Source organism: Acidovorax sp. GW821-FHT11A03, assembly GCF_058809075.1.
Window position 1 is genome coordinate 473,646 of record NZ_JBXASG010000004.1, and the last position, 23,440, is coordinate 497,085.

A 23,440-nucleotide genomic window follows, 5' to 3' on the forward strand; every position below is an offset into this window, starting at 1 on the left:
CAGCGCTTGCTGAATAAGCGCAAGACGCTTCTATATTGATAGCATTGCTGAGAGCAGGATGGCAAACGAAACCCACAACGGCCCTGCGCGACCTGCCTTTTTTCTTCTCTCTACCGGTACAGCGCCTCGATCTCGGCAGCGTAGGTCTTGTAGATGCTCGAGCGGCGCACCTTCATGGTGGCGGTGACCTCGCCGTCGTCGTGGTCCAGTTCCTTGGTGAGCAGGTGGAACTGGCGGATCTGCGAGACCTGGGCCAGGCGCTCGTTGCCCCGGCGGATCTCGGCGTCGATGAGCTCGCGCACCTCGGGCATTTCCACCAGCGAGCGGAAATGCGTGAACGCCAGGCGCCGGGCCTCGGCCCACTTGCCCACGGTCTCGTAGTCGATCATCACCAGCGCACCCACGAACTTGCGGCCCTCGGCGACGATGATGCATTCCTTGATGAAGGGGCTGCCCTTCATGGTGTTCTCGATCTCCGAGGGCGTGAGGTTCTTGCCGCCGGCGGTGATCATGATGTCCTTGAGCCGGTCCACGATCTTGATCTGGCCCTGCTCCTCGCGCACCACGTCGCCGGTGTGCAGCCAGCCATCGATGATGCTCGCGGCCGTGGCCTCGGGGTTCTTGTAGTAGCCCGCGAACACCATGTCGCCGCGCAGCTGCAGCTCGCCGTTGTCGGCCATGCGGTGCTCCACGCCCAGGATGGGCACGCCCACGGTGCCGACCACCACGTTGTCCAGCCGGTGGCCCGTGACCATGCCGGTGGATTCGGTCAGGCCGTAGACCTCCACCAGCGGCAGGCCGAGCACGCGAAAGAAGCGCACCACGTCGGGCGGTATGGGCGCGGCCCCGGTGAGGGCCACGCGCGCCTGGCGCAGGCCGACGAAGTTCTGCAGCGCGCGGAACACCAGCCAGTAGCTGGCGGCGAAGGCCAGGCGCTCGCCCAGGCTCCAGGCGCTGCGCGGCTTCTCGGCCAGCGGCTGGCAGGCGGCGACCGCACGGTGGAACAGCCGGCGGCGCAGGCCCCCGGTCTCTTGCAGCTTGATGTGGATGGCGGCGTGCATCTTCTCCCAGATGCGCGGCACGCCCAGGAACATGGTGGGCGCCACCTCGCGCAGGTCTTCCTGCACGGTGCGGATGGATTCACCGAAGTTCACCTGCGAGCCGATGTACACCGGAACGAAGCTGGTGAGCATCTGCTCGGCCACGTGGCACAGCGGCAGGTAGGACAGGTGCGTGGTGGCCGCGTCGAGCTGCAGCCGGTCGACGATGCCGGGCACCACGCCGCGGATGTTGCGGTAGCTGATCATCGCGCCCTTGGGCTTGCCGGTGGAGCCCGAGGTGTAGATCATGAGGCCCACGTCGTCGAGCGTCTGGCGCGCGAGCGCATCGTCCACCAGCGCTTGCGATCCCGCTGCGGCGCCCTGCGCCTCCACCTCGGCGAAGGTGGCGATGAGCGCGCGCACCTCGGGTGCGAAGCTGCGCAGGCCCTTGGTCTCCATGACGATGATCTTTTTCAGGCGCGGCAGCTCGGGCAGGGCGGCGAGCAGCTTGTCGGTCTGCTCCTGGTCTTCGCAGACCATGACCTCGATGTCGGCATGGCCGACCACGTAGGCCACCTCGTTGCTGGGGCTGGTGGGGTAGACGCCCACCGTGACCGCACCGACCAGGCCCGCGCCCATCTGCGCGAGCACCCATTCCGTGCGGTTCTCGGAGATCACGCCCACATGGCCGCCGGCCGGCAGGCCGAGCGCGCGCAGGCCCAGGCCGAAGTGGCAGGCGCGCTCGTGGTAGCGGGCCCAGGTGAAGGGCTTCCAGATGCCGAAGTCCTTTTGCCGCATGGCCACGCGCGCTGGCTCGGTGCGTGCGCGTTCGCGCAGCATCTGGGGCAGGGTGAGGTCGGGAAGGGTCATGAAAGCCATCTCTTGCGGCGCTTGTAGTGCTTGATGTCCTTGAAGCTTTTTGCTTCGCCACCGCCACCCATGCCCAGGTAGAACTCGCGCACATCGGGGTCGTTGGCCAGGCGCTCGGCCGTGCCGTCGATCACGATCTTGCCGTTCTCCATGATGTAGCCCTGGTGGGCGACCGCGAGCGCCACGGTGGCGTTCTGCTCCACCAGCAGCATGGAGGTGCCGCGCTCGGCGTTGATGCGCGCGATGATGGTGAAGATGTCTTCCACCAGCTTGGGCGACAGGCCCAGCGAGGGCTCGTCGAGCAGGATCAGCTGGGGCTGGGCGATGAGGGCGCGGCCGATGGCCAGCATCTGCTGCTCGCCGCCCGAGAGATACCCGGCCAGGCCCTTGCGGCGCTCGTGCAGGCGCGGGAAGTAGCTGTAGACGCTGTCGAAGTCGGGCTTCGCATCGGCGCGGCCCGTGAGCGCATAGGTCGCGGCCACCAGGTTCTCTTCGACCGTGAGGTCCTCGAACACGCGGCGCCCCTCCATCACGTGCGAGAGGCCGCTGCGCACCAGCTGCTGCGGTGCCAGGCCCGCGGTGGGCTGGCCGTTGAAGCGGATGCTGCCCGACTCCACCGTGCCGTCTTCGAGCGCGAGCAGGCCCGAGATGGCCTTGAGCGTGGTGGACTTGCCCGCGCCGTTGCTGCCCAGCAATGCCACGATCTGGCCGCGCGGCACGGCCAGCGACAGGCCGCGCAGGGCCTGCACGACCTTGTTGTAGATGACCTCGATGTTGTTGACTTCGAGGACGTTGGTTGGACCGGTGTCTGTCATGGGCATTGCCAAAACGTCGTTGCACGTGTTTGGCCGGCGGTGTGGGCGATCGCATGACCTGCGCGCGGGGCACCGAGCAAGGGCCGCCCCGCAGCGAGGGTGCCGTCCCCCTTCCCGCAACGCGCAGCGGTGCGAGAGAAGGGGGAAGCGGCGCAGCCGCTCAGGGGGATGTACCGCATCAGAGCTTGATCCAGTCGGAGGCCGCGACCATCTTCTGTGCCTTCATGTCCGCGCGGTACACGCGCCCCACGGGGATGGAGTTGCCGCTGATGGTGATCGGCACGCCGATCAGGCCACCAGTGTCGAAGTCCTTGATGGAATTGAGCGCGGCCTTGAGGTTCTTGCCGTCGAGGGGCTTGCCCGCGTCCAGGCAGCGCTTGGCCGATTCGGTGAACAGCATGGCGGCGAGAAAGCCCTGGATGTAGGCCGTGCTCTGGTACTCGGGGCGCAGCGCGCGGATCTTCTCCAGCATGGGCGCCTTCTCGGTGTCGTAGTAGTAGCGGTAGGGCATCACACCCATGAAGCCGTCGGCGGCCTCGCCCATCTTCATCACGGTGGAGCTGTCCATGGTCCAGAAGGTGCCCATCCACTTGCTGGTCATGCCTTGCTGCTTGCCCTGGGTGATGAACTCGGGGATGGGCGCGAGGATGTAGCCGTGGAAGATGGTGTAGTCGGGCGCTGCGCGGCGCAGCTTGATGACCTCGCCCGAGACGTCCACGCTGCCCGCGGGCGTCATGATCTTGACGGGCACCGACAGGCCGAGCGCCTTGGCGCTGGCCTCGCTCTTGTCGATCGGGTCGCGGCCGAATTCGGAGTCCGAGTACACGAAGGCCACCTTGGCACCGGGCTTTTCCTTGGCGATGTGCTTGAGCAGGATGCCGAACATCTCGGTGTAGTCCGGGCCCACGAGGAACTGGTTCGGGTACTTCTTCGGATCGTTGAGTTCGCTGGCGAACGAGGCACCGGCCATCAGCGTGGTGCCCGCGCGGTCGAGCTCGGGGTTGATGGTCTTGGCGAAGCCCGTGGAGTCGCCGTAGTAGAGGTTCACCTTGTTCTGGCTGGTGATCTTCTTGTAGGCGGCGACCGAGACGTCGACCTTGTAGCCCGTGTCCTCGGGCACGTACTTGAGCTTGCGGCCCTTGATGCCACCCGCGTCGTTGACCATCTTCACGTAGTCGCCGATGCCGGCGTTGATGCCCACGCCGGCGAAGGCGAACACTCCGGTGAGCGGGATGGATCCGCCGATCACGATGTCTTCCCCGCTGGCCTGCGCGGTGGCGGTGAGCGGTGCGGCCAGCGTGGCGCCCGCAGCGAGCAGCAGGGTGCGGCGGCGCTGTGACATGGGGGATGCGTTGGTGGTGGTGGGCATGGTGCTTGTCTCCTTCATGGTTTTATGGGCTGTGGCGGCTCTCTCAATTGCGGAACGGCCACAGATGGAAAAAGCGGCGAATGCGCCGCCACACTTCTGCGAGCCCCTGTGGCTCGAACACCAGAAATCCGATGATCAGCAGGCCAAAGATCACGGTGCGTACGGGCGAGAGGAACACCGTGAGCTCGTTGCCGCCGGGCAGCAGGGCGACCACCAGCTTGAGCAGCTCGGGCACCATGGTCATGAACACCGCGCCCAGGATGCCGCCCAGGATGGAGCCCATGCCGCCGACGATGATGGCCGCCAGGAAGAAGATGGACATGAGCAGCGGAAAGCTCTCGGGTGTGACCACGCGAAAGAAGTAGGCCCACAGGCCGCCTGCCACGCCCGCGTAGAACGAGGACAGCCCGAACGACAGCAGCTTGTAGCGCAGCAGCGGTATGCCCAGCACCTCGGCCGAGATGTCGCGGTCGCGGATGGCGATGAAGGCGCGGCCCACGCGCGTGCGAAACAGGTTGGCCGCGCCCAGCAGCATGAGCACGGTGACTGGCACGATCACCCAGTACAGGCGGAACGAGGTATCGAGCGGCAGGCCGAACAGCTTGGCCGGCGGCACGCTCAGGCCGCCGGTGCCGCCCGTGAACTTCCAGTTGGCGAAGATGAAGTGCGCGATGAACGACGCCGCGATGGTGGCGATGGCCAGGTACAGGCCCTTGACACGCAGCGAGGGGATGCCCACGACGATGCCGCCCAGCATGGCCACGCACCCGCCGGCCAGCAGGTTGAGCACGAAGGGCGTGCCCGCGCGCGTCTCCAGCACGGCCACGGTGTAGGCCCCCAGGCCCATGAAGGCGGCCTGCCCCAGGCTCACCAGTCCGGTGTAGCCGGTGAGGATGTTCAGCCCCGTGGCGCTGGCCACGTTGATGCTGACCAGGCAGGCCAGGTACAGCCAGTAGTCGCTGGCCATGAAGGGGAAGAGCAGCAGCAGTGCGGCGACCACGGCGAGCCACACCTTCTGCGTGCGCGAGTCGAACAGCGCCGCGTCGGCGATGTAGCTTTCCTTGAGGGTTCCGATGCGCATGGCGTGCCTTACAGACGTTCTATTTCGTGCGTGCCGAACAGGCCATAGGGTCGCACCAGCAGCACGGCCACGAGCACGATGAAGGTGGCCAGCAGCTTGTACTCGCCGCCCAGGTAGGCGCCAGCCAGCGCTTCGATGAGGCCGATGAGCAGGCCGCCGACGAGGGCGCCGAGCACGCTGTCGAGCCCGCCCACGATGACCACCACCAGCACCGACAGGCCGAACACGCCCATGCTCGACGAGATGCCGCCGATGGAGCCGACGATGATCCCGGAGACCGCGGCGATCATGGCCGAGGCCACCCAGGCCAGCGAGAACACGCGCGGCACGTTGATGCCCACCGAGTAGGCGGCGGCCTGGTCGCTGGCCGTGGCGCGCAGGGCCACGCCGCCGCGCCAGAAGCGGAACACCAGCAGCACCGCGGCGATGAAGGCCACGGCGATCATGGCGCCCCAGAACACCTTGGGTGCGAGGAAGGCCTCGCCGATCATGATCGGCTTGGTCGGCATGAACTCGGGCAGGCGGCGCTGATCGGCCGTCCAGATCATCTCCACCAGGCCCACGAGCACCGAGGCCAAACCCACGGTGACCATGAAGACGGAGATCGGCGGCTCGCCCAGCAGCGGGCGGATCATGGTGCGCTCGATCACCGCGCCCAAGAGGCCCGAGCCGAGCACCGCCGCCGGAATGGCCAGCCACAGCGGCAGCGCGAAGGTGGCGGCGAAGGTGAAGAACAGGTAGGCGCCGACCATGAGCATCTCGCCGATGGCGATGTTCACCACGCGCGTGGCCTTGTAGACCATCACGAAGGCCAGCGCCGCCAGCGCATAGAGGCCACCGCCGGAGATGCCGGTGAGGCTGATTTCGAAGAGGTAGGCCCAGTCCATCATGCCGGGGCCCCCTGCATTGGCGCGGCGGTGGCAGCGGCCTGGAACCGGGCACGCAGGTCGCCCACGTCGCCCGAGCCCAGGTAGGCGCGGATCACCTCGGGGTTGGCCTGCACCTCCCCCGGCGTGCCCTGGGCGATGACCTGGCCGAAGTTGAGCACCACCACGTGGTCCGACAGGTCCATCACCATGCCCATGTCGTGCTCGACCATGAGCACGGTGACACCCCACTCGGCGCGCACGTCGAGGATGAAGCGCGCCATGTCCTCGGTCTCCTCGCGGTTCATGCCGGCCACGGGCTCGTCGAGCATCAGTACCTCGGGCTGCATGGCCAGGGCACGGGCCATCTCCACGCGCTTTTGCAGGCCGTAGGGCAGGGCCGAGACGGGCGCATGGCGGATGTGGTCGATCTCCAGGAAGTCGATGATGCGCTCCTCGATGTCGGCACGCAGGGCGGCCTCTTCGCGGCGTGCGCGGCCCACGTAGAGCAGCGCGTCGAGCACATTGGTCTTGAGGTGCGCATGCCGCCCGAGCTTGATGTTGTCGAGCACCGTCATGCCGCGAAACAGCGCGATGTTCTGGAAGCTGCGCCCCAGGCCCAGCCGGGCGCGCTGCGGTGCCGGCACCCGCGTGATGTCCTGGCCCTTGAAACGGATGGCGCCGCTGCCCGGGCGGTAGAAGCCCGAGATGGTGTTGAACAGCGAGGTCTTGCCCGCACCGTTGGGCCCGATCACGGCGGTGATGGAGCCGGCCTGCACGCCAAAGCCCACGCCGGTGAGCGCCTTGACCCCGCCGAAGGCCAGCGTGACACCATCGACCTGCAGCAGGGGCGGCGCGCTGGCGGGGGGAATGCCGGGTGGGTGTGTCTCCATTGGCTTTCTAATGCGGGTTTGTGCTGACCAGAAAATTCCTGCGGGCCTGCAGAAATTTCCTACTTGTGCGTAAACTGTTTACTCGTGAGTAGATTCTGGAAGGCCCCGCGCCAAACCAGCATCCGTACTTTCCCGAGGAACCAGCCCGCCATGCCCAGCCCCACCGTGTCGCCCCCCCGCAGTGCCGACCGCCCGCCTGCGTCTCCCTGGGCGCCCGCGTCCCACCGCGAACAGCAGCGCGAGGCCAAGCGCAATGCCGTGCTGCAGGCGGCCGCGCAGCTGTTCAACGAACGCGGGTTTCATGCCACCTCGCTCGACGACATCGCCGCGCGGCTGAACGTGACCAAGCCCACGCTGTACTACTACGTGAAGAACAAGGACGAGATCCTGCTGCAGTGCGTGAGCAAGGGCCTCGAAATGATGCTCGAGGGCATCGATGCCTCGCGCGCGGCCGGGGGCAAGGCCATCGACCAGCTCATGACCTGCATGCAGGTGTATGCGCGCATCGTCACCATGGACTTCGGCAAGTGCCTGATCCGCGTGGGCGACGAGCAGCTGCCGCCGGAGAGCCGCAAGGAGCTGCGCCGCCTGAAGTCCGCCATCGACCAGGAATTCCGCCGCCTCGTGGCCGAGGGGGTGGAGGAAGGATCGCTGCAGCCTTGCGACCCGAAGATGACGGCCTTCGTGATCGCGGGCGCGCTCAGCTGGATCGGGCGCTGGTACCAGCCCGGCGGCGAGTACACGGCCGAGCAGGTGGCGGGGCAGTGCATCGAAACGCTGTGCCAGGGGGTGCTGCGCCGCGCGGACGTACCCCCGCCGCCGGCTGCGAAGCGTGCGGCGCGCAAGGCCGGCACCCCTGCCGTGGCCAAGGGCAGGGCTGCGCCCGCCGCCCGGGCGTCCAAGGCCTGAACGAGCGCCTCGCCGCGAGGGCTGTGCCTCAATCCGGGCGCGCGGGCCTGGGGGCGGGCGGTGTGCCGGGCGCTGCCGCCAGGTCGTCGAGGATCGGGCAGTCCGGCCGGTCATTGCCCTGGCAGCACGACACCAGCGTTTTCAGCGTGCGCTGCATGGCCTGCATGGCGGCAATGCGCTCGCTCAGGTCGTCGATGTGCGCCTGGGCGATGCGCTTGACCTGGCTGCTGGCGCGGCTGCGGTCGTGCCACAGGGCGAGCAGCTCGGCGATCTCCTCCATCGAGAAGCCCAGGTCGCGGCTGCGGCGGATGAAGTGCAGCGTGTGCACGTCCGCCTCGGTGTACTGGCGGTAGCCGCTGTCGGTGCGGGCCACGGCGGACAGCAGGCCCAGCGACTCGTAGTGGCGCACCATGCGGGCGGAGATGCCCGCGCTGCGCGCCGCTTCTCCGATGGACAGCGGCCGGCCCGGCAGCGCGGGCTCTGCGCGGTGGCGGGCCGGTGCGCCGGGGGTGGCCGTCATGGCGCGACCGCGTAGCCTTCTTCGGCGATGGCGCTGGCCAGGGCCGCGCGGTCCGCGTCGGTGTTGCCCACTTCCACGCGCCCCGTGCCGCGGTCGATGCGCACGGTGGCATCCGGGTCCACCCCTCGCACGGCCTGCGTGACGGCACGCTCGCAGTGGCCGCAGGTCATGCCCTGCACGGTGAAGAGCTGCGTGGAAGAAGAAGAAGGAGAAGGCGACGGGGAAGAGATCGGGGAAGTGGATGTCATGGCGGGCTCCTGTGCCGATAAAGTGCTTGAACACCTGCAGCGTAAACCTTCACATCATGGCAAGGTCAAGCCCCCCGGGGCATGGGCTTGGTGGGTGCGGGGAATTTTCCTCTGTTTGCTATTAAAAATATAGCTGCTTGCGCAATATGGACAAGCGCCACGGCGGAATTTTGACCGAATCCTATTTGGGCCGTGGCCTGCGCACGCCTGCGTCGGGCTGCACCAGGCGGCCGGCGCGCAGCGCGGTGATGGCCACGGCCAGCGCCTGGGCGGCGCCGCGCACCTCGTCCTGCACGGCGGTGTCCCGGTCCAGCGCGGCATGGCTGTCGGCGTAGCTTTCGTAGTAGCCGATGTAGCGGTCCAGCCGCGCGGCGGGGCCGGCGTCGATGAGGCCCATCCAGTCCAGCCAGTCCGACAGGCCCCGGCGCGTGCTCTCAATGCCGGCCACGTCGCCGTGCACCGCCAGCGCATAGGCGCGCCCGGCCAGGTGCTTGGGGTAGTCCCAGCCCGCCAGTTCCAGCGCCTTGGCTTCGGCGGCCTTCTTGCCGTGGGTGCTGGTGGGGTCGGGGTTGCCGCCGTCGGCGCACACCAGGCGGTCGATCATGAGCTTGAGGGGGCTCGGTGCCTGGTACCAGTACACGGGGGTGAGGATCATCACGCCGTGCGCGGCGGTCCAGCGCTCGTAGATCTCGTTCATCCAGTCGCCGGTCTGGCGCATGGCGTGGTTGGGGTAGCAGCTGCACGGAAAGTGGCACAGCGGCATGGCGGTGGAGACACAGCCCTTGCAGGGGTGGATGTGGCGCCCGTAGTCCGAGGTGACGCGGCTCAGGTCCAGCGTGTCCACCTCGACCCCGGCGTCCGCCAGGGCCTCGCGCGCCGCGTGCAGCAGGCGCCAGCTCTTGGAGATTTCGCCGGGGCAGGTGCCATCGTTGCGGGCCGAGCCGCACACGAGCAGGGCGCGCGGCGGCGAGGCCGGGTCGGCCCAGCGGGTGCGCGCGGCGTCGATGCGCTCCTTGGCCTCGATCCAGTCCACCGACAGGTCGTAGTCCGGGTCGGCATGGCCCGGGCCGGCCTTGCGGGTGCGCGGCGTCTTGCGGCCCTCGTCGTAGTTGCGCCAGGCGATGGCCTCGATGCGGTCGATGGCGTCGGCCGCCTCGCTGGCGAAGCGCGGGTCCTGGAAGTCCTGCAGGAACCGCTCGCGGAAGGCCGCGCGGTCCAGGGGCGCGGGGGCCTGGCCAGTGCGCGGCTGCGGCGCCGCAGCCGCGGCAGCGGCGGGGGGAGGAGCGTGGGGCGTGGAGCGTGTCGTCATGCGACCATTCGATCACCAGCCCGTGGGGCTGCGTATCGGACAAGGCGCCGTGTGGGCTGTCGGCGGCGGGTGATCGGCAGTGTGCCGGGCCGGGGCCTGCCGAGGTGCTTGACCTTGCCATCATGTCAAGGTGTACCGTGCTCCCCATGGCCATACAACACCTTCCCTCTCCCGCCGGTCCTTCCGCCACGCCCATGGCTTTCCCGCCCCTGGATCTGGGCATCGGCGGCATGACCTGTGCCAGCTGCGTGGCGCGCGTGGAGCGGGCGCTGCGCAAGGTGCCCGGCGTGCAGGATGCCACCGTGAACCTCGCCACCGAGTCGGCCCGCGTGGCCTGGGCACCGGGCGCGGCCACCGCAGACGCCGAGGCCATGGAGGCGCTGCTGCGCCGCGCCGTGCGCAATGCGGGCTATGAGCCGCGCGCCGCGGGGCCGGCCGAGGCGCCCGAGGATCTGTCGCCCTGGGCGGGCTTTCTGCCGGTGGGCATCGGCCTGCTGCTGTCGGCCCCGCTGGTGCTGCCCATGCTGGGGGAGCTGTTCGGCCTGCACTGGATGCTCCCGGCCTGGGTGCAGTTCGCGCTGGCCACGCCGGTGCAGTTCGTCCTGGGTGCGCGCTTCTATAAGGCGGGCTGGCATGCGGTGAAGGCCCTGGCGGGCAACATGGACCTGCTGGTGGCCCTGGGCACCAGCGCGGGCTGGGGCCTGTCGGTGTGGCTGTGGCTCACGGCCCATGAAGGCCATGCGCCGCACCTGTACTTCGAAGCCTCTGCCGTGGTGGTCACGCTGGTGCTGCTGGGCAAGTGGCTGGAGGCGCGCGCCAAGCGCCAGACCACGGCCGCCATCCGCGCGCTGCATGCCCTGCGGCCGGACCTGGTGCACCTCCTGGGCAGGGAGGGCGAGGTGGACGTGCCCGTGGCCGAGGTGCTGGTGGGCGACCAGCTGGTGGTGCGGCCGGGTGAGCGCATCCCGGTGGACGGCACTGTGCACGAGGGCCACACGCAGGTGGACGAATCCATGCTGACCGGCGAGCCCCTGCCGGTGGCCCGCGATGTGGGGGCGGCGCTGACGGGCGGCTCGATCAACGGCGACGGCCGCATCGTGATGGCCGTGACCGCGGTGGGGGCCGAGACGGTGCTGTCCCAGATCATCCGGCTGGTGGAAGACGCCCAGGCGGCCAAGGCGCCCATCCAGCGGCTGGTGGACCAGGTGTCGGCCGTGTTCGTGCCCGTGGTGCTGGTGGTGGCCCTGGCCACGCTGCTGGGCTGGCTGTGGATGGGCGTGGGCATCGAGGCCGCGCTGATCCACGCCGTGGCCGTGATGGTGATCGCCTGCCCCTGTGCGCTGGGCCTGGCCACGCCGGCGGCCATCATGGCGGGCACGGGGGTGGCGGCCAGGAACGGCATTTTGATCAAGGACGCGCAGGCGCTGGAGCTGGCCCACAAGGTGGACACGGTGGCCTTCGACAAGACGGGCACGCTGACCGTGGGCCAGCCCCGGCTGACGGCGTTCGAGGTGGTGCCCGGCCTGGACGACGCGGCCGTGATGGCCGCGGTGGTGGCGGTGCAAAGCGGCAGCGAACACCCGCTTGCACGCGCCGTGGTGGCGGCCGCGGGCGAGCGGCAGGTCCGCGTGGCGGCGGTGCAGGATGTGCGCGCCGTGCCCGGTCGCGGCACCGAGGGCGATGTGGCCGGGCAGCGCTACCTGGTGGGCAGCCTGCGCTGGATGCAGGAACTGGGCGTGGAGATGGGCCCCCTGGCGGCGCGCGCCCGGGCGCTGCAGGACGAGGGCGCCACCGTGTCGGCCGTGGCCCAGCGTGCGACCGAAGGGGCGAGCGGCGCACGCTATGTCTTGCGTGCCTTGATGGCCTTTGGCGACGAGCCCAAGCCCGGCGCGCGCGCGGCGCTGGCGGCGCTGAAGGCGCGTGGCATCCGCACCGTGATGATCTCGGGCGACAACCGGGGAGCGGCCGAGGCCATGGCCCGGCGCCTGGGGCTGGACCCCGACGCGGGTGAGGTGATGGCCGAGGTATTGCCGGGTGACAAGGCCGCCAGGGTGGCTGCGTTGCAACGGGGTAGCGAAGAAGTCCCTCCCGGAGGGCAGCGACCCGGCGCAGCGGCGCGGCGCGGGGGCCGTATTGTCGCGATGGTGGGCGACGGCGTGAACGACGCCCCGGCGCTGGCGGCGGCCGATGTGGGCATGGCCATGGGCAACGGCACGGACGTGGCCATGCATGCGGCGGGCATCACGCTGATGCGGGGCGACCCGATGCTGGTGGCCGCGGCGCTCGACATCTCCCACCGCACGGTGATGAAGATCCGCCAGAACCTGTTCTGGGCGTTCGCGTACAACGTGGCCGGGATTCCTCTGGCGGCGATGGGCTACCTGAGCCCCGTGGTGGCAGGGGCGGCCATGGCCTTGAGCTCGGTCAGCGTGATGGCGAATGCCCTCTTACTGAAGCGCTGGCGCATGTGATAAATACGTACAGTGCGGTCATCGATGTCTGGCAAACTGCAACGCTTTGTTGCAGGCCGGCGGCTTCGAATGCAGGCGCGGCCCCTCCATACCCATAAAAGGACGACACATCATGAATCTCTTCTCGTTCATGCGGCAGTTCACCATCCGAATGCGCATGCTGGGGGCCATCGCGGTGGTGCTGGGCCTGCTGGGCCTGCTGGGCGGCGCGGGCATGCTGGGCATGTTCCGCATCCATGACATGAGCCAGAACTTCATGGACAACTCCTTCGCCAAGGTGGGCTACATGGCGGAGCTGCGCGGCGAGATGGGCTCCGTCCGCCAGTACGAGAAGGACATGATCATTGGCTACGAGAAGCCGGAAGCCGTGAAGGCCGCGCACGACAAGTGGCTGGCCAGCCAGGACAAGGCCAAGAAGATCGCCGCGAAGTTCCTGGAGGGCGAGGACGACGCGGACAACGTGGTGGTGCGCAACATCATCGCCAGGCTGGACAGCTACCGCGAGCTGTTTGCCCATGTGGCCCGGCAGCTGGAAGCCAGCGGCTACGACACCGCCACGATTGCCAACCGCATGAGCGGCAAGGCCGTGGCCGAGTTCGACCAGGCCGACAAGCTGGTGGGAGAGCTCGACACCGTGCTGCGGGCCGAAGTGGCCAAGTCGGTCGAACAGCAGGGCCGGGTGTCCAGCGAGACCAAGTGGCTCTTCGTCCTGGCCGTGGTGATCACCGTGGTGGTGGTGGTGCCCACCACGCTGATGAACATGAACTCGATCTGCCACCCGCTTGAAGAGGCGCGCCGCATGGCGCAGGCCATTGCCGGGGGTGACCTGTCCCAGAACATTGCCGCCGAAGGCAAGGACGAAGTGGCCGACCTGCAGCGCGCGCTGCGCGACATGCAGCAGGGCCTGGGCGCGCTCGTGGCGCAGGTGCGGGACGCCAGCGGCAACATCGCCACGGCCAGCCAGGAGATCGCCATGGGCAACCAGGACCTCTCGCAACGCACGGAGCAGACGGCGAGCAATGCCCAGGAAGCGGTGGCTTCGCTCTCGCAGCTCACCTCGACGGTGCAGCAGACCGCGTCGTCGTCGCAGATGGCCAACCAGCTGGCGGCATCGGCCTCCAGCACCGCGACGCGCGGCGGCTCGGTGGTGCAGCAGGCCGTCTCCAGCATGCAGGAGATTTCGGCCTCCAGCCGCAAGATCGGCGACATCATCGGCCTGATCGATTCCATCGCCTTCCAGACCAACATCCTCGCGCTGAACGCCGCCGTGGAAGCCGCGCGCGCCGGTGAGCAGGGGCGGGGCTTTGCCGTGGTGGCCAGCGAGGTCCGCAGCCTGGCCCAGCGCTCGGCGGCGGCGGCCAGCGACATCAAGGGCCTGATCCACAGCAGCGTGACGGCCGTGGACGGGGGCGTGCGCCACGTGGAGGATGCGGGCACGGCCATGAAGGAAATCGTGGCCAGCGTGCAGCGCGTGGGCGACATCATCGGCGAGATCACGGCGGCGGCGTCGGAGCAGTCGGCCGGCATCGGCCAGGTGAACCAGTCGGTGGGCGAGATCGACCGCATGACGCAGCAGAACGCGGCGCTGGTGGAGGAGTCCGCGGCGGCGGCCGAGTCCATGCGCGAACAGGCCGCGCGCCTGTCGCAGGTGGTGCAGCAGTTCCGCCTGGCCGACGCCATGCTCCACGCCGCCCACCACGCACCCGTGGAGGCGCCGCAGCACCAGGCGCTCGCCGGGGAGTCTTCCAGGGCACTGCTCGCGCGCTGATGATGGATTGAACCGGTGGCGCCCGCGCGCCATCACACCCGGAATGGGCCCTGCGGGCGGGTGCGCATGCAGGGCTTTTTCATGCCCGGCGTGCGGCGGCCGCAGGCGCACCGGCCGCGCGATGCGCACCCGGTCCCCGACGGTTTGTTGACCTGCGTCATGCGCGGGCGGGCGCCTGCATGGCAATCTGGAGGCCTTGTGACCTGGGGAGCACTGCCATGCCGTCGATCAGCCTGCGGACCATCCACGAAGAGCATGCGTCGCTTGCGGCCGTGCTGCATTCCTTGCGCCTGATGCTGGACCAGGGGCCGGGCGACGAGCCCGCCGCGTTCTTCGACGTGATGCGGGCCATGCTGTTCTACATCGACGAATTCCCCGAACGCCAGCACCACCCGAAGGAATCGCAATGGCTGTTCCCGAAGGTGGCCGAGCGTTCGCCGGAGGCGGCCGGCGCCATCGCGCAACTGGAGCGCGAACACGCGGGCGGCGAGGCCGCCGTGCGCGAGCTGCAGCATCTGCTGCTGGGCTGGGAGCTGATGGGCGAGGCGCGCCGCGACACCTTTTCCGAGGCCCTGCGGCGCTATGTCGCTTTCTACCTGGAGCACATGCGCCTGGAGGAAACCGTGGTCTTGCCAGCGGCCCAGGCATGCCTGCAGCCTGGCGACTGGGCCGCAATCGATGCGGCGTTTGCCGGCAATACCAACCCGCTGGCGCCCGGCCAGGCGCGGGACCCCGCCTACGATCGCCTGTTCACGCGCATCGTGATGCGGGCGCCCAGCCCGATCGGGCTGGGCTGACGGCGCGCCCCCCTCAGGCCGACAGGGCGGGGTAGTCGGTGTAGCCCTCCGCGCCGCCGCCGTACAGCGTGGCGCGGTTGACCTCGTTCAGGGGCGCGCCGCGCTCCAGGCGCTGCACGAGGTCGGGGTTGGCGATGAACGGCCGGCCAAAGGCCACGATGTCCGCGCCGTTCGCGAGCGCGGTTTCCGCCAGCGCCTTGTCGTAGGCGTTGTTCACCATCCACGCGCCCTGGCCGCCGGCCGCGCGGTAGGCCGCCTTCAGGGCCGCGTAGTCGAAGGGGCGGTCGGGCAGTTCGCGCGGGCCGCCGGTCGCACCCTCGATCACGTGGATGTAGGAAAGGCCCAGCGGGCCGAGCTGGCGCACCACGTAGTCAAACAGGGGCTGCGGGTCCGCGTCCACCACGTCGTTGGCGGGCGTCACGGGCGACAGGCGGATGCCCGTGCGGCCGGCACCGATTTCCTGCGTGATGGCGGTGACCACTTCGACCAGCAGCCGGGCGCGGTTCTCGATGCTGCCGCCATAGGCGTCGGTGCGGTGGTTGGCGCTGGTCTTGAGGAACTGGTCGATCAGGTAGCCGTTGGCGGCGTGCACCTCCACGCCATCGAAGCCGGCCTCGATGGCAGCGCGGGCGGCACGGCGGTAGTCGGCCACGATGCCGGGGATCTCGGCGATCTCGAGCGCGCGGGGCTCCGAGGTCTGGGTGAACGTGGGCACGCCGTCCTTGATGAGCACGGTCTTGGTCTTGGCCTGGATCGCCGACGGGGCCACGGGCGCGGCATGGCCCGGCTGCAGGTCGGTGTGCGAGACACGGCCCACATGCCACAGCTGCACCACGATCTTGCCGCCCGCCGCGTGCACGGACGAAGTGACCTTCTTCCAGCCGGCGATCTGCTCGGGCGCATACAGGCCGGGCACGTCGGCGTAGCCCTGTCCCTGGTGGCTGATGGCGGTGGCCTCGGAAATCAGCAGGCCGGCGCTGGCGCGCTGCGTGTAGTAGGTGGCCACGAGGTCGGTGGGCACGGCGTTGGGCGAGCGGTTGCGCGTGAGCGGTGCCATGGCGATGCGGTTGGCCAGCTGCAGGTCACCGGCTTGGACGGGGTCGGACAGAAAAGGCATGCGGGGCTTTCAAAAACGGGTTGCACACAATCGATCAATCCCGGAAGGTTAATGCTGCAGCGCAAAACGTGCAGCGCACATGCGTCAACAAGGGCTCTGGTTTTGTGCTATCCGGGGCTGGCCGGCGGTGTGCGGGGCGCTGGCGCGGCCTGGGGCAGAATCAAACGCCATGCCGCCCCGCCATCCTTCCCCCCGCCCCGTGCCCGCGCTGTGGCTGGCCGTGGCGCTGTCGATGGGGGCGGCGGTGTCGCTCGGCATCACGCGCTTTGCGTACGCGCTGCTGCTGCCGCCCATGCGGGAGGACCTGGGCTGGTCCTACACCCTCGCGGGCGCGATGAACACCGTGAATGCGCTGGGCTATCTGGTCGGCGCGCTGGCCACGCCCTGGCTGCTGCGGCGTGCCGCACCGGGGGCCGTGCTGCTGGCCGGCGCGGTGCTGGCCACCGTGTTCATGGGGCTCAGCGGTTTTTTCACCGAGGCGGTGCCGCTCCTGCTGCAGCGCCTGCTGGCCGGCGGGGCGAGCGCGCTCGTGTTCATTGCCGGCGGCCTGCTCGCCGCGCGCCTGGGGGCGCAGGAGCCGGGGCGCAGCGGCCTGCTGCTGGGGCTGTACTACGGGGGCACGGGCTGGGGCATCAGCCTGTCGGCCGTGCTCGTGCCCGCCGTGCTGGCGGCGGCGCCGTCCCCGCATGCCTGGACGTGGGCCTGGTGGGCGCTGGCGCTGGCCTGCATGGCCGCGACGGCGGCCCTGTGGTGGCCCGCGCGTGTGCTGCGCGGGCTGGCGGTGCCCGCGGATGCCCCCCGGGCCTTCAATGTGGTGCCGCCGCCCGCCCGGGTGCGCTGGCGTGCGCTGGCGCCCGCGCTGCTGGGCTACGGCCTGTTCGGCGTGGGCTACATCGGCTACATGACCTTCGTCGTGGCGCTGCTGCGCGAGCAAGGCGCCAGCGGCACGGCGGTGACCTGGTTCTATGCGCTGCTGGGGCTGGCGGTGGTGCTGTCGTCGCGCATCTGGGCGGGGCTGCTGGACCGCAGCCGTGGCGGCCAGGCGCTGGGCCTGCTCAACGGGTTGCTGGGCGTGGCCACCGTGCTGCCCGCGCTGACGTCGGCCTGGCCGGTGGTGCTGGCCTCGGGCCTGCTGTTTGGCGGCGTGTTCCTGTCGGTGGTGGCATCGACCACCGCCCTGGTGCGGCACAACCTGCCACAGGTGCTGTGGGCCAGCGGCATCAGCGCCTTCACCATTGTGTTCGCCGCCGGGCAGATCGTGGGGCCCACGGTGGTGGGCTGGATCGCCGATGGCCCGGGAGGCCTCGCGCGCGGGCTGGTGTTCTCGGCCTGCGCGCTGTGGTTGGGGGCGCTGGTGGCGTGGCGGCAGAAGCCGCTCTAGCGCATCTGGAGTTTTGGCCGTGCGCCGCGCTAGGCGCTCCCAATCGATACTGGCGCGGCCTAGGCCAGGAACGCCGAGCAAGGGCCGCCCCGCAGCGAGGGCGTTGTCCCCCTGCCCGCGTAGCGAGAGCGGGGGGAAGGCGCGCAGCGCCTCAGGGGGGTGTCCCTATTTCAGCAGGCCTTCCACCTTCATGGCGGCCTGCACGGCGGGGCGGGCCGCCACGCGGGCGGCGTAGGCCTGCAGGTTGGCCAGGCTGGAGATATCGATGCCGGTGGGCTTGTGCCAGCCTTGCACGGTGAACAGGTAGCCGTCGGCCACGGTGAAGTGGTCGCCCATGACGTACTGCTTGCCGGCGAGCTGGCCGTCCACCCACTGCAGACGCTGCAGCAGCCTGTCGCGCGCCATCACCTTGTATTCCTCGGGCGTGGCGGGATTGAAGAGCGGGGTGAAGCCGCGGTGCAGTTCCATGCCGATGAAGGTGAGCCATTCCTGCAGGCGGTAGCGCTGCAGCGTGCCGTTCTGGGGGGCCAGCATCTTGAGGGGCACCTGGTCGGCGATGTATTGCACGATGGCGGGGCCTTCGCGCAGCCGCGTGCCGTCGTCCAGTTCCAGCATCGGCACATAGCCCAGCGGGTTGATGCCGTAGTAGTCGGAGCCGTCCTGCAGCTTGTGCGTCTTGGTGCTGGCCAGCACGGGCGTGTAGGCCAGGCCGGCCTCGTGCAGTGCGATGTGCGGGGAGAGCGAGCAGGCGCCGGGGGAGTAGTAGAGCTTCATGGACGGATCCTCGTGAAAAGTGGGAACCCTCCGATGCTATGCGCTGCACCGTCTTTCTGCTGGCACGGGGGCACGGCCCCGCGCCCCCTCGCGCCACGGCGCCTCAGACGTCGTGGCCGGGCATGTCGCGCTGCACCTTGCGCAGCAGCGCGGGCCATGCAAACGCACCGCCCAGCCCGCCTGTCTGCACCCGCATGGCCTGGGCCACGCCGCTCACGATCTGCGGGTTCACCGAGGTCAGCGCGCCGCCGGCCTGCGCGTCGATCTGGATGCGGCAGGTGTTCTCGAAGGTGTACATCGACAGGAAGGCATCGGCGATCGTCCTGCCCACGGTGAGCAGGCCGTGGTTGCGCAGCATGAGGAAGTTGGCCTCGCCCAGGTCGGCCTGCAGGCGCGGCTTTTCCTCGTCGCGAAAGGCCACGCCCTCGTACTCGTGGTACGCCAGCGAGCCCAGCACGAAGGTGCTCTGCTGGCTGATGGGCAGCACGCCGCCCTGTTGCGCGCTCACGGCCACGCCGGCGCGCGTGTGGGTGTGCAGCACGCACCCCGCCTCGGGCCGGGCCTCGTGCACGGCGCTGTGGATCACGAAGCCCGCCGGGTTCACGGGAAAGGGCGAGTCGTGCAGCTTGTTGCACTGCATGTCCACCTTGATGAGGCTCGACGCGGTGATCTCGTCGAACATGAGGCCGTAGGGGTTGATGAGGAAGTGGTGCTCCGGGCCGGACACCGACTCGGGCAGCTTGGCGCTGATGTGGGTAAAAACCAGGTCGCTCCAGCCGTACAGCGCCACGAGCCGGTAGCAGGCAGCCAGGTCGCAGCGCAGCTGCCATTCTTCGGGGCTGACGCTGTCTTGCAGGGAAGGGATGTTGAGCATGGGCTTGTCTCCGCGTTGGGGATGGTGGGAGACCCCAATGTAGAACGATGCGGGGCGCGGGACTGTCAGGCAGGCTACACACGGCCCCCATGGATCGCTTTGCGTGCGCGTTTTCCCTTCAGGAAGGCAAAGGCCCCGCATGCGGAGCCTTTTTCCGTGCAGCATCGTCAGCGCAGGTGTCGCTGCCGCCGGATCTGGCGCCGCCCCAGCCAACCGAGTCCCAGTGCCGCGATGGCCAGCGCCCAGGGGGCATCCACGGGAATCTGGGCCGCTCCGGCCACGGTGATGTTCAACGTGAGCGTCGACGACAGGCCGTTGGAATCCGTGACCACGACCACCAGCGAATAGCTGCCGGGGGTGGTGGGGGTTCCGCTCAGCACGCCGCTGGCGCTCAGGGACATGCCGGGCGGCAGGCTGCCGGAACTCACCGCGAACGTGTAGGGGCCGGTTCCACCCGCCACCGTGATCTGCCCGCTGTACGGCGTGCCAGGCACCAGCACGGGTGGCGGGGTGATGACCAGCGCACTGGCCACGGCGCCGGTGCCTGTCAGGTCCAGCTCGCGGCCCAGGAAGTCGGACACCGTGATGGTGAAGCTGTAGGCCGCCGCGGTGGTGGGGGTGCCCGTGAGGGCGCCCCCGGCCGACAGGCTCAGGCCGGCGGGCAGCATGCCGGTGCTGACCAGGAACTGGTACGGCGCCACACCATTGCTGCCCACGAAGGTCACGCTGTAGGGCACGCCCTGCACCGGCACGGGAATGGTGGAAGGTGTGACGTTGATGCTCTGGGCGCCTGCTGCTGCACCCCACAGCAGCAGGCCGGCGGCGCCCGCTCCCGCGAGGAGGTGCCGGCACCAGGTGGCTGCAGCCCGCGCTGCACGGGCCATCATCGCGCGCCTCCGCGCTTGCGCGCAAGCTGCTGCTCCAGGGCCGAAAGGCGTTCCGCCAGGGCCAGGAGTTCCTCATCCTTGGCGGCCAGCTTCTGGTGCAGGGCCTGGACCGTGGCGGCCGCGAGGCCGGCGACATCGCTGGGCGCGAGCGTACGGGGGCTTTCGCCCACCTTGAAGCGGTGGTGCACGTCTTCGGCCATGGGGCCCAGGTGCAGGCTGGCGTTGAGGTCGCTCAGGTAGCGCCACGCATACAGCGGCAGTTGCGCCACCTCGCCCAGGATCGCGTGGACCGGTGCAGCGGTGATGTCGTGCTTGAGCGTGCGGCTGGAGCCCTGGCTGAGCGTGCCGGCCACCATCAGGCCGCCATTCGACTGCACCGACAGCGCGTTGCTGCCGCTGCCGCTGGGGGCCAGGCCCACGGCGGTGGCGGTGGCATGCTGGGTCCAGTACGCCGTGCCGGTGCCGTGCGCAAGGCGCGCGGCGATGGCGCCGTTGTTCTGCAGTTCCATCTGCACGCGCGGGGCCAAGGCAGCGCCCGCCGTGTTGTCGACCAGCAGGCTGCCGGAGCCGTCGGCGCGCCGCAGGGTCAGGGATGCCATGGGACGCGGAGTCCCCATGCCGACGTTGCCATTGCCGGCGATGTCGAGGCTGGAGTGTGGAGCCCCGGGGCGGATGCGCAGAGGCAGGCGCGAGCCGCCCGTGACGTCGCGCACGAAGAAATTGGCCTCGTTGCCGGCAATGTCCCAGGTCTGGGCCGTGAAGCCGCTGACGTTGCTCTGCTCCTGCCGCAACCCCGGCGTGTCGGTGGACACCACATGCAGGTCCAGCACGGGCACGGCCGTGCGTATCCCCACGCGACCCTGCGGGCTCACGTACAGGCTGTTGGCCGGCGCTCCGGCCAGCCAGCGCACGGGGAACTTGGCACCCGTGACATCCTCGATGCCCATGAAGCTGGCCCCACCGCTGGCACTGTCATTGGCGACCAGCGTCCAGTCATTGCTGGGAAACGGTGCAACGCGGGTGTCCTGAAACCCGATACGCAGGTTGTTTTCCTTCAGCCGCAGGGTGTCGTCGCCAAAGCCCTCGTTGATGGCGCAGTCAAATCCCGCGCAGACGCTGCCCTGGATGATGTGGTCGTCGCTGACCAGCTGGTCCTTGGCCACCATGCGCGTGCTTGCGCTGGCCAGGGTGGAGCGGGTGGAGGGCGTAGTGGCGCTGTCGCTGCCGCTGTCTGCCGCGCCGACCTCGCCCCGGGGCGGCACCTGCGGTGGCAGCACGAAAGCGCCGCCCGCCACGGACACGCTGCCGCTGAGCATGGCACCGCCGGCGCCCGAGGGTGCGGACGGGACCAGGGCCGCCGTGGCGTCGTCGTGCCGCACGGCGCTGGTGGTGGGGGCGAGCGTCAGCTCGTAGGTGTAGTGCCCGTCGGGCAGGGGGGTGTCCTGCAGCGAGAACACCAGCGGGCTGCGCAGCGCGAAGTCCTGGGGCATGCCGCCGTCGCGCGCGATGCGCAGCACGGCGCGGCCATGGGGCGCGGCGGGGGTCCATTCCAGCCGCTGGGCCTGCAGGCGGGACGTGATCGCGGCGGCACCGGCGGCGTCGCCTGGTTGTTGTGCCTGCACGCTCTGGCACAGCAGCAACGCTGCGAGCGCGGTGGCCATCATCAGCAAGGCCGTGGCGCGCGGCTGCGGCCTGTCCAGGAAGGCGTTGGGGTGGTGTGGCATGGCTGGCACCCTCTTAGCGCGCGGGCTTGGCGGGGGCCGCCATCTGCGCTTCGAGCAGGGAGATGCGGGCCCTGATCGCGGCGATGTCGGCTTCGCGTTCGGTCACCTTGCGGGCCAGCGCCTGCACGGCGCCCAGGGTCACGCCCGCGAGGTCGCCGGGGGCTAGGCTCCTGTCGTCCTGCCCGAGCTGGAAGATCTTGCGGAAGTCCTCGGCCATGGGGCCGACGTGGCGCTCCTGCGCGGGGCTGGACTTGTAGCGCCAGTGGTAGAGCGGCAGGCTCAGCACTTTTTCCAGCAGGGTGGTGCCGTTGACGGGTTCGATGCCCGTCTTGAGCGTGCGGCTGGAGCCGGTGCTCAGCGTGCCGGTGATGGCCAGGTTGCCGTTGGCGGCCAGCGTGAACTGCGGTGTGCCCGCGCCCTGCGTGGCCAGGGTGAGGGCCGTGCCGGAGGTCATGTCCCAGCCGGTGGCCGGTGCCGTGGTGAAGCGCAGCGTGGCGGGGCCGTTGTTGGCCAGGTTCAGCAGGGTGCGCGGGGCGGCTGTGCTGTTGGTCTCCTGCACCAGGACCTGGGCGGTGCCGTCGTTGCGCAGCACATGCAGCGCGGCGGACGGCGATGCGGTGCCCAGGCCGACGTTGCCCGATGCGGCAATGTCCAGGCTGCTGGTGGGCGCTCCAGGGCGGATGCGCAGCGGCAGGCGCGAGCCGCCTGTGAGGTCGCGCACGAAGAAGTTGGCCTCGTTGGAAGCGATGTCCCAGGTCTGCGCCGTGAAGCCGCCCGCCGAGGTCTGTTCCAGGCGGACCCCGGGCGTGTCGCCCGTCAGGGCGTGCACGTCCAGCACCGGCGTGGCGGTGCGCAGGCCCAGGTCGCCGCCGGAGCTGACGTAGAGGCTGTTGGTGGGGGCCCCGGCACTGACGGTGAAGACCTGGTTGCCGGAGGTCGCATCCTCGATGGCGAGGTAGGAGGCGCCGCCCGAGGCGGTGTCGTTGGCCTTGATCCGCCAGTCGTTGGTGGGAAACGGGCTATTGCTCGTGTCCTGGAAATGGATGATGGGATTGGCTCCCTTGAGCCGCACCGTGTCAAAACCGAAGTTCTCGTTGTTGACGCAGTCGAGGCCCGCGCACACGCTGCCCTGCACGATCAGGTCGTCCGCAAGCAACTGGTCCTTGGTGGAGAACGTGGTGGCCGCCGACTTGGGGCGCGGTACGGGCGCGCTGGACTCGGCGCCGCCGACCACCAGCTGGCCCTGGGCCACGACAAAGGAGCCGGAAACGATGCGCTGGTGCAGGGTGGCCTGGGCCAGCGCGGGGTCCATGACGAGCGGGGGATCCAGGCTCAGCTCATAGAAATAGCGTCCGTCGGCCAGGCCCGCCCGCTGGGGCTCGAGCACGATCGGGGCGCGTGGGAACGCCATGTCGCTGACGGTGCCGTCGGGGCGTGCCAGCCGCAACTTGCCCGCGCCGTGGGGTTCGTTGGCGGTCCAGGTGATGCGCTCGCTCTGGCGTGTCGTGGTGATGGACGCAGCGGGAGCCTGCGCGGCGCAGGTGGCGCCGACGAGGCTCGCCATCAGGGCCATCGCGGTTCGGTGCAGGAAGTTCATGGCGGTGGTCTCAAAAGCGGGTGGAAGCGCACGGGAAGGCCGGTAAGGCATCTTTGCGACACCAGTTACCCATGGAAACACTTGAGTTTGAGCGACCGGGACTGCGGCGTCAATCCGCAGTTGCGCACGG

Annotated in this window: 20 protein-coding genes; 5 read left to right on the forward strand and 15 right to left on the reverse strand. The window is 69.4% G+C overall.

The annotated features are described in order from the left end of the window. Positions 1–110 precede the first annotated feature (110 nt). From AC1RVY_RS12565 to AC1RVY_RS12590, 6 genes are all read right to left on the reverse strand, one after another. Positions 111–1,910, reverse strand: coding sequence for an AMP-dependent synthetase/ligase (locus tag AC1RVY_RS12565; RefSeq protein WP_492806746.1), 1,800 nt, complete (start codon positions 1,908–1,910; stop codon positions 111–113). Beyond that, positions 1,907–2,725 carry an ABC transporter ATP-binding protein gene (locus AC1RVY_RS12570; RefSeq protein WP_492806747.1) on the reverse strand — a complete coding sequence of 273 codons (819 nt, stop codon included), beginning with the start codon at positions 2,723–2,725 and terminating at the stop codon, positions 1,907–1,909. The genes AC1RVY_RS12565 and AC1RVY_RS12570 overlap by 4 nt, the downstream gene beginning before the upstream one ends. 178 nt (positions 2,726–2,903) lie before the next feature. After that, on the reverse strand, positions 2,904–4,094 hold the full coding sequence (locus AC1RVY_RS12575) for an ABC transporter substrate-binding protein (RefSeq protein ID WP_492806748.1): 1,191 nt from the start codon (positions 4,092–4,094) through the stop codon (positions 2,904–2,906). A 43-nt stretch (positions 4,095–4,137) separates the two neighbouring features. Beyond that, the gene (locus AC1RVY_RS12580) at positions 4,138–5,175 is read right to left on the reverse strand and encodes a branched-chain amino acid ABC transporter permease (protein ID WP_492806749.1); all 1,038 of its coding nucleotides are present in this window, start codon (positions 5,173–5,175) and stop codon (positions 4,138–4,140) included. A gap of 8 nt (positions 5,176–5,183) precedes the next feature. Then, positions 5,184–6,065, reverse strand: a complete 882-nt coding sequence (locus AC1RVY_RS12585) for a branched-chain amino acid ABC transporter permease (RefSeq protein WP_492806750.1) — start codon at positions 6,063–6,065, stop codon at positions 5,184–5,186. Next, a complete protein-coding gene (locus tag AC1RVY_RS12590; RefSeq protein WP_218296400.1) occupies positions 6,062–6,934 on the reverse strand; it encodes an ABC transporter ATP-binding protein in 873 nt (290 codons plus the stop codon). The genes AC1RVY_RS12585 and AC1RVY_RS12590 overlap by 4 nt, the downstream gene beginning before the upstream one ends. Before the next feature lie 150 nt (positions 6,935–7,084). Between AC1RVY_RS12590 and AC1RVY_RS12595 the strand changes: the two genes are divergently transcribed. Then, entirely contained in the window at positions 7,085–7,843 is a 759-nt protein-coding gene (locus AC1RVY_RS12595) for a TetR/AcrR family transcriptional regulator (RefSeq protein WP_218339295.1), read from the forward strand. Positions 7,844–7,871: 28 nt separating this feature from the next. On the opposite strand, the gene cueR is transcribed toward AC1RVY_RS12595, so the two are convergent. The 3 genes from cueR to AC1RVY_RS12610 form a co-directional block, all read right to left on the reverse strand. After that, entirely contained in the window at positions 7,872–8,363 is a 492-nt protein-coding gene (gene cueR, locus AC1RVY_RS12600; RefSeq protein WP_304505091.1) for a Cu(I)-responsive transcriptional regulator, read from the reverse strand. Next, positions 8,360–8,533 carry a heavy-metal-associated domain-containing protein gene (locus tag AC1RVY_RS12605; RefSeq protein ID WP_492246188.1) on the reverse strand — a complete coding sequence of 58 codons (174 nt, stop codon included), beginning with the start codon at positions 8,531–8,533 and terminating at the stop codon, positions 8,360–8,362. Before AC1RVY_RS12605 ends, cueR begins: the two co-directional genes overlap by 4 nt. 259 nt (positions 8,534–8,792) lie before the next feature. Next, positions 8,793–9,920, reverse strand: a complete 1,128-nt coding sequence (locus AC1RVY_RS12610) for a flavodoxin family protein (RefSeq protein ID WP_492806751.1) — start codon at positions 9,918–9,920, stop codon at positions 8,793–8,795. Positions 9,921–10,114: 194 nt separating this feature from the next. Here AC1RVY_RS12610 and AC1RVY_RS12615 point away from each other — a divergent pair, with 194 nt between their 5' ends. From AC1RVY_RS12615 to AC1RVY_RS12625, 3 genes are all read left to right on the forward strand, one after another. Continuing rightward, positions 10,115–12,391 carry a heavy metal translocating P-type ATPase gene (locus tag AC1RVY_RS12615; RefSeq protein ID WP_218296404.1) on the forward strand — a complete coding sequence of 759 codons (2,277 nt, stop codon included), beginning with the start codon at positions 10,115–10,117 and terminating at the stop codon, positions 12,389–12,391. Positions 12,392–12,503: 112 nt separating this feature from the next. Further along, complete coding sequence (locus AC1RVY_RS12620; RefSeq protein WP_492806752.1) at positions 12,504–14,159, forward strand: methyl-accepting chemotaxis protein; 1,656 nt, start codon at positions 12,504–12,506, stop codon at positions 14,157–14,159. A gap of 218 nt (positions 14,160–14,377) precedes the next feature. Next, entirely contained in the window at positions 14,378–14,956 is a 579-nt protein-coding gene (locus AC1RVY_RS12625) for a hemerythrin domain-containing protein (protein WP_218296406.1), read from the forward strand. 13 nt (positions 14,957–14,969) lie between these two features. Here AC1RVY_RS12625 and AC1RVY_RS12630 read toward each other — a convergent pair whose 3' ends face one another. Beyond that, complete coding sequence (locus tag AC1RVY_RS12630; protein WP_218296407.1) at positions 14,970–16,073, reverse strand: alkene reductase; 1,104 nt, start codon at positions 16,071–16,073, stop codon at positions 14,970–14,972. Between the two features lie 169 nt (positions 16,074–16,242). On the opposite strand from AC1RVY_RS12630, the gene AC1RVY_RS12635 reads away from it, so the two are divergent. Beyond that, positions 16,243–17,454, forward strand: coding sequence for a YbfB/YjiJ family MFS transporter (locus tag AC1RVY_RS12635; protein ID WP_369640962.1), 1,212 nt, complete (start codon positions 16,243–16,245; stop codon positions 17,452–17,454). Positions 17,455–17,619: 165 nt separating this feature from the next. Here AC1RVY_RS12635 and gstA read toward each other — a convergent pair whose 3' ends face one another. From gstA to AC1RVY_RS12660, 5 genes are all read right to left on the reverse strand, one after another. Beyond that, positions 17,620–18,228, reverse strand: a complete 609-nt coding sequence (gene gstA / locus AC1RVY_RS12640; protein ID WP_369640963.1) for a glutathione transferase GstA — start codon at positions 18,226–18,228, stop codon at positions 17,620–17,622. Between the two features lie 103 nt (positions 18,229–18,331). Further along, a complete protein-coding gene (locus tag AC1RVY_RS12645) occupies positions 18,332–19,102 on the reverse strand; it encodes a class II aldolase/adducin family protein (protein ID WP_218296410.1) in 771 nt (256 codons plus the stop codon). A 167-nt stretch (positions 19,103–19,269) separates the two neighbouring features. After that, entirely contained in the window at positions 19,270–19,989 is a 720-nt protein-coding gene (locus AC1RVY_RS12650) for an Ig domain-containing protein (protein WP_492806753.1), read from the reverse strand. After that, positions 19,986–21,713: a tail fiber domain-containing protein gene (locus tag AC1RVY_RS12655; RefSeq protein WP_492806754.1), complete on the reverse strand. Its 1,728-nt coding sequence runs from the start codon at positions 21,711–21,713 to the stop codon at positions 19,986–19,988. The genes AC1RVY_RS12650 and AC1RVY_RS12655 overlap by 4 nt, the downstream gene beginning before the upstream one ends. A gap of 13 nt (positions 21,714–21,726) precedes the next feature. Continuing rightward, positions 21,727–23,310, reverse strand: coding sequence for a tail fiber domain-containing protein (locus AC1RVY_RS12660; protein ID WP_492806755.1), 1,584 nt, complete (start codon positions 23,308–23,310; stop codon positions 21,727–21,729). Positions 23,311–23,440: the final 130 nt, after the last annotated feature.

What these genes read in the sequence shown, in the direction of transcription:
- AC1RVY_RS12565 (WP_492806746.1), bottom strand. Translation starts at nt 1,910, where the DNA reads ATGACCCTTCCCGACCTCACCCTGCCCCAGATGCTGCGCGAACGCGCA.
- AC1RVY_RS12570 (WP_492806747.1), bottom strand. Translation starts at nt 2,725, where the DNA reads ATGACAGACACCGGTCCAACCAACGTCCTCGAAGTCAACAACATCGAG.
- AC1RVY_RS12575 (WP_492806748.1), bottom strand. Translation starts at nt 4,094, where the DNA reads ATGCCCACCACCACCAACGCATCCCCCATGTCACAGCGCCGCCGCACC.
- AC1RVY_RS12580 (WP_492806749.1), bottom strand. Translation starts at nt 5,175, where the DNA reads ATGCGCATCGGAACCCTCAAGGAAAGCTACATCGCCGACGCGGCGCTG.
- AC1RVY_RS12585 (WP_492806750.1), bottom strand. Translation starts at nt 6,065, where the DNA reads ATGATGGACTGGGCCTACCTCTTCGAAATCAGCCTCACCGGCATCTCC.
- AC1RVY_RS12590 (WP_218296400.1), bottom strand. Translation starts at nt 6,934, where the DNA reads ATGGAGACACACCCACCCGGCATTCCCCCCGCCAGCGCGCCGCCCCTG.
- AC1RVY_RS12595 (WP_218339295.1), top strand. Translation starts at nt 7,085, where the DNA reads ATGCCCAGCCCCACCGTGTCGCCCCCCCGCAGTGCCGACCGCCCGCCT.
- cueR (WP_304505091.1), bottom strand. Translation starts at nt 8,363, where the DNA reads ATGACGGCCACCCCCGGCGCACCGGCCCGCCACCGCGCAGAGCCCGCG.
- AC1RVY_RS12605 (WP_492246188.1), bottom strand. Translation starts at nt 8,533, where the DNA reads ATGACCTGCGGCCACTGCGAGCGTGCCGTCACGCAGGCCGTGCGAGGG.
- AC1RVY_RS12610 (WP_492806751.1), bottom strand. Translation starts at nt 9,920, where the DNA reads ATGACGACACGCTCCACGCCCCACGCTCCTCCCCCCGCCGCTGCCGCG.
- AC1RVY_RS12615 (WP_218296404.1), top strand. Translation starts at nt 10,115, where the DNA reads ATGGCTTTCCCGCCCCTGGATCTGGGCATCGGCGGCATGACCTGTGCC.
- AC1RVY_RS12620 (WP_492806752.1), top strand. Translation starts at nt 12,504, where the DNA reads ATGAATCTCTTCTCGTTCATGCGGCAGTTCACCATCCGAATGCGCATG.
- AC1RVY_RS12625 (WP_218296406.1), top strand. Translation starts at nt 14,378, where the DNA reads ATGCCGTCGATCAGCCTGCGGACCATCCACGAAGAGCATGCGTCGCTT.
- AC1RVY_RS12630 (WP_218296407.1), bottom strand. Translation starts at nt 16,073, where the DNA reads ATGCCTTTTCTGTCCGACCCCGTCCAAGCCGGTGACCTGCAGCTGGCC.
- AC1RVY_RS12635 (WP_369640962.1), top strand. Translation starts at nt 16,243, where the DNA reads ATGCCGCCCCGCCATCCTTCCCCCCGCCCCGTGCCCGCGCTGTGGCTG.
- gstA (WP_369640963.1), bottom strand. Translation starts at nt 18,228, where the DNA reads ATGAAGCTCTACTACTCCCCCGGCGCCTGCTCGCTCTCCCCGCACATC.
- AC1RVY_RS12645 (WP_218296410.1), bottom strand. Translation starts at nt 19,102, where the DNA reads ATGCTCAACATCCCTTCCCTGCAAGACAGCGTCAGCCCCGAAGAATGG.
- AC1RVY_RS12650 (WP_492806753.1), bottom strand. Translation starts at nt 19,989, where the DNA reads ATGATGGCCCGTGCAGCGCGGGCTGCAGCCACCTGGTGCCGGCACCTC.
- AC1RVY_RS12655 (WP_492806754.1), bottom strand. Translation starts at nt 21,713, where the DNA reads ATGCCACACCACCCCAACGCCTTCCTGGACAGGCCGCAGCCGCGCGCC.
- AC1RVY_RS12660 (WP_492806755.1), bottom strand. Translation starts at nt 23,310, where the DNA reads ATGAACTTCCTGCACCGAACCGCGATGGCCCTGATGGCGAGCCTCGTC.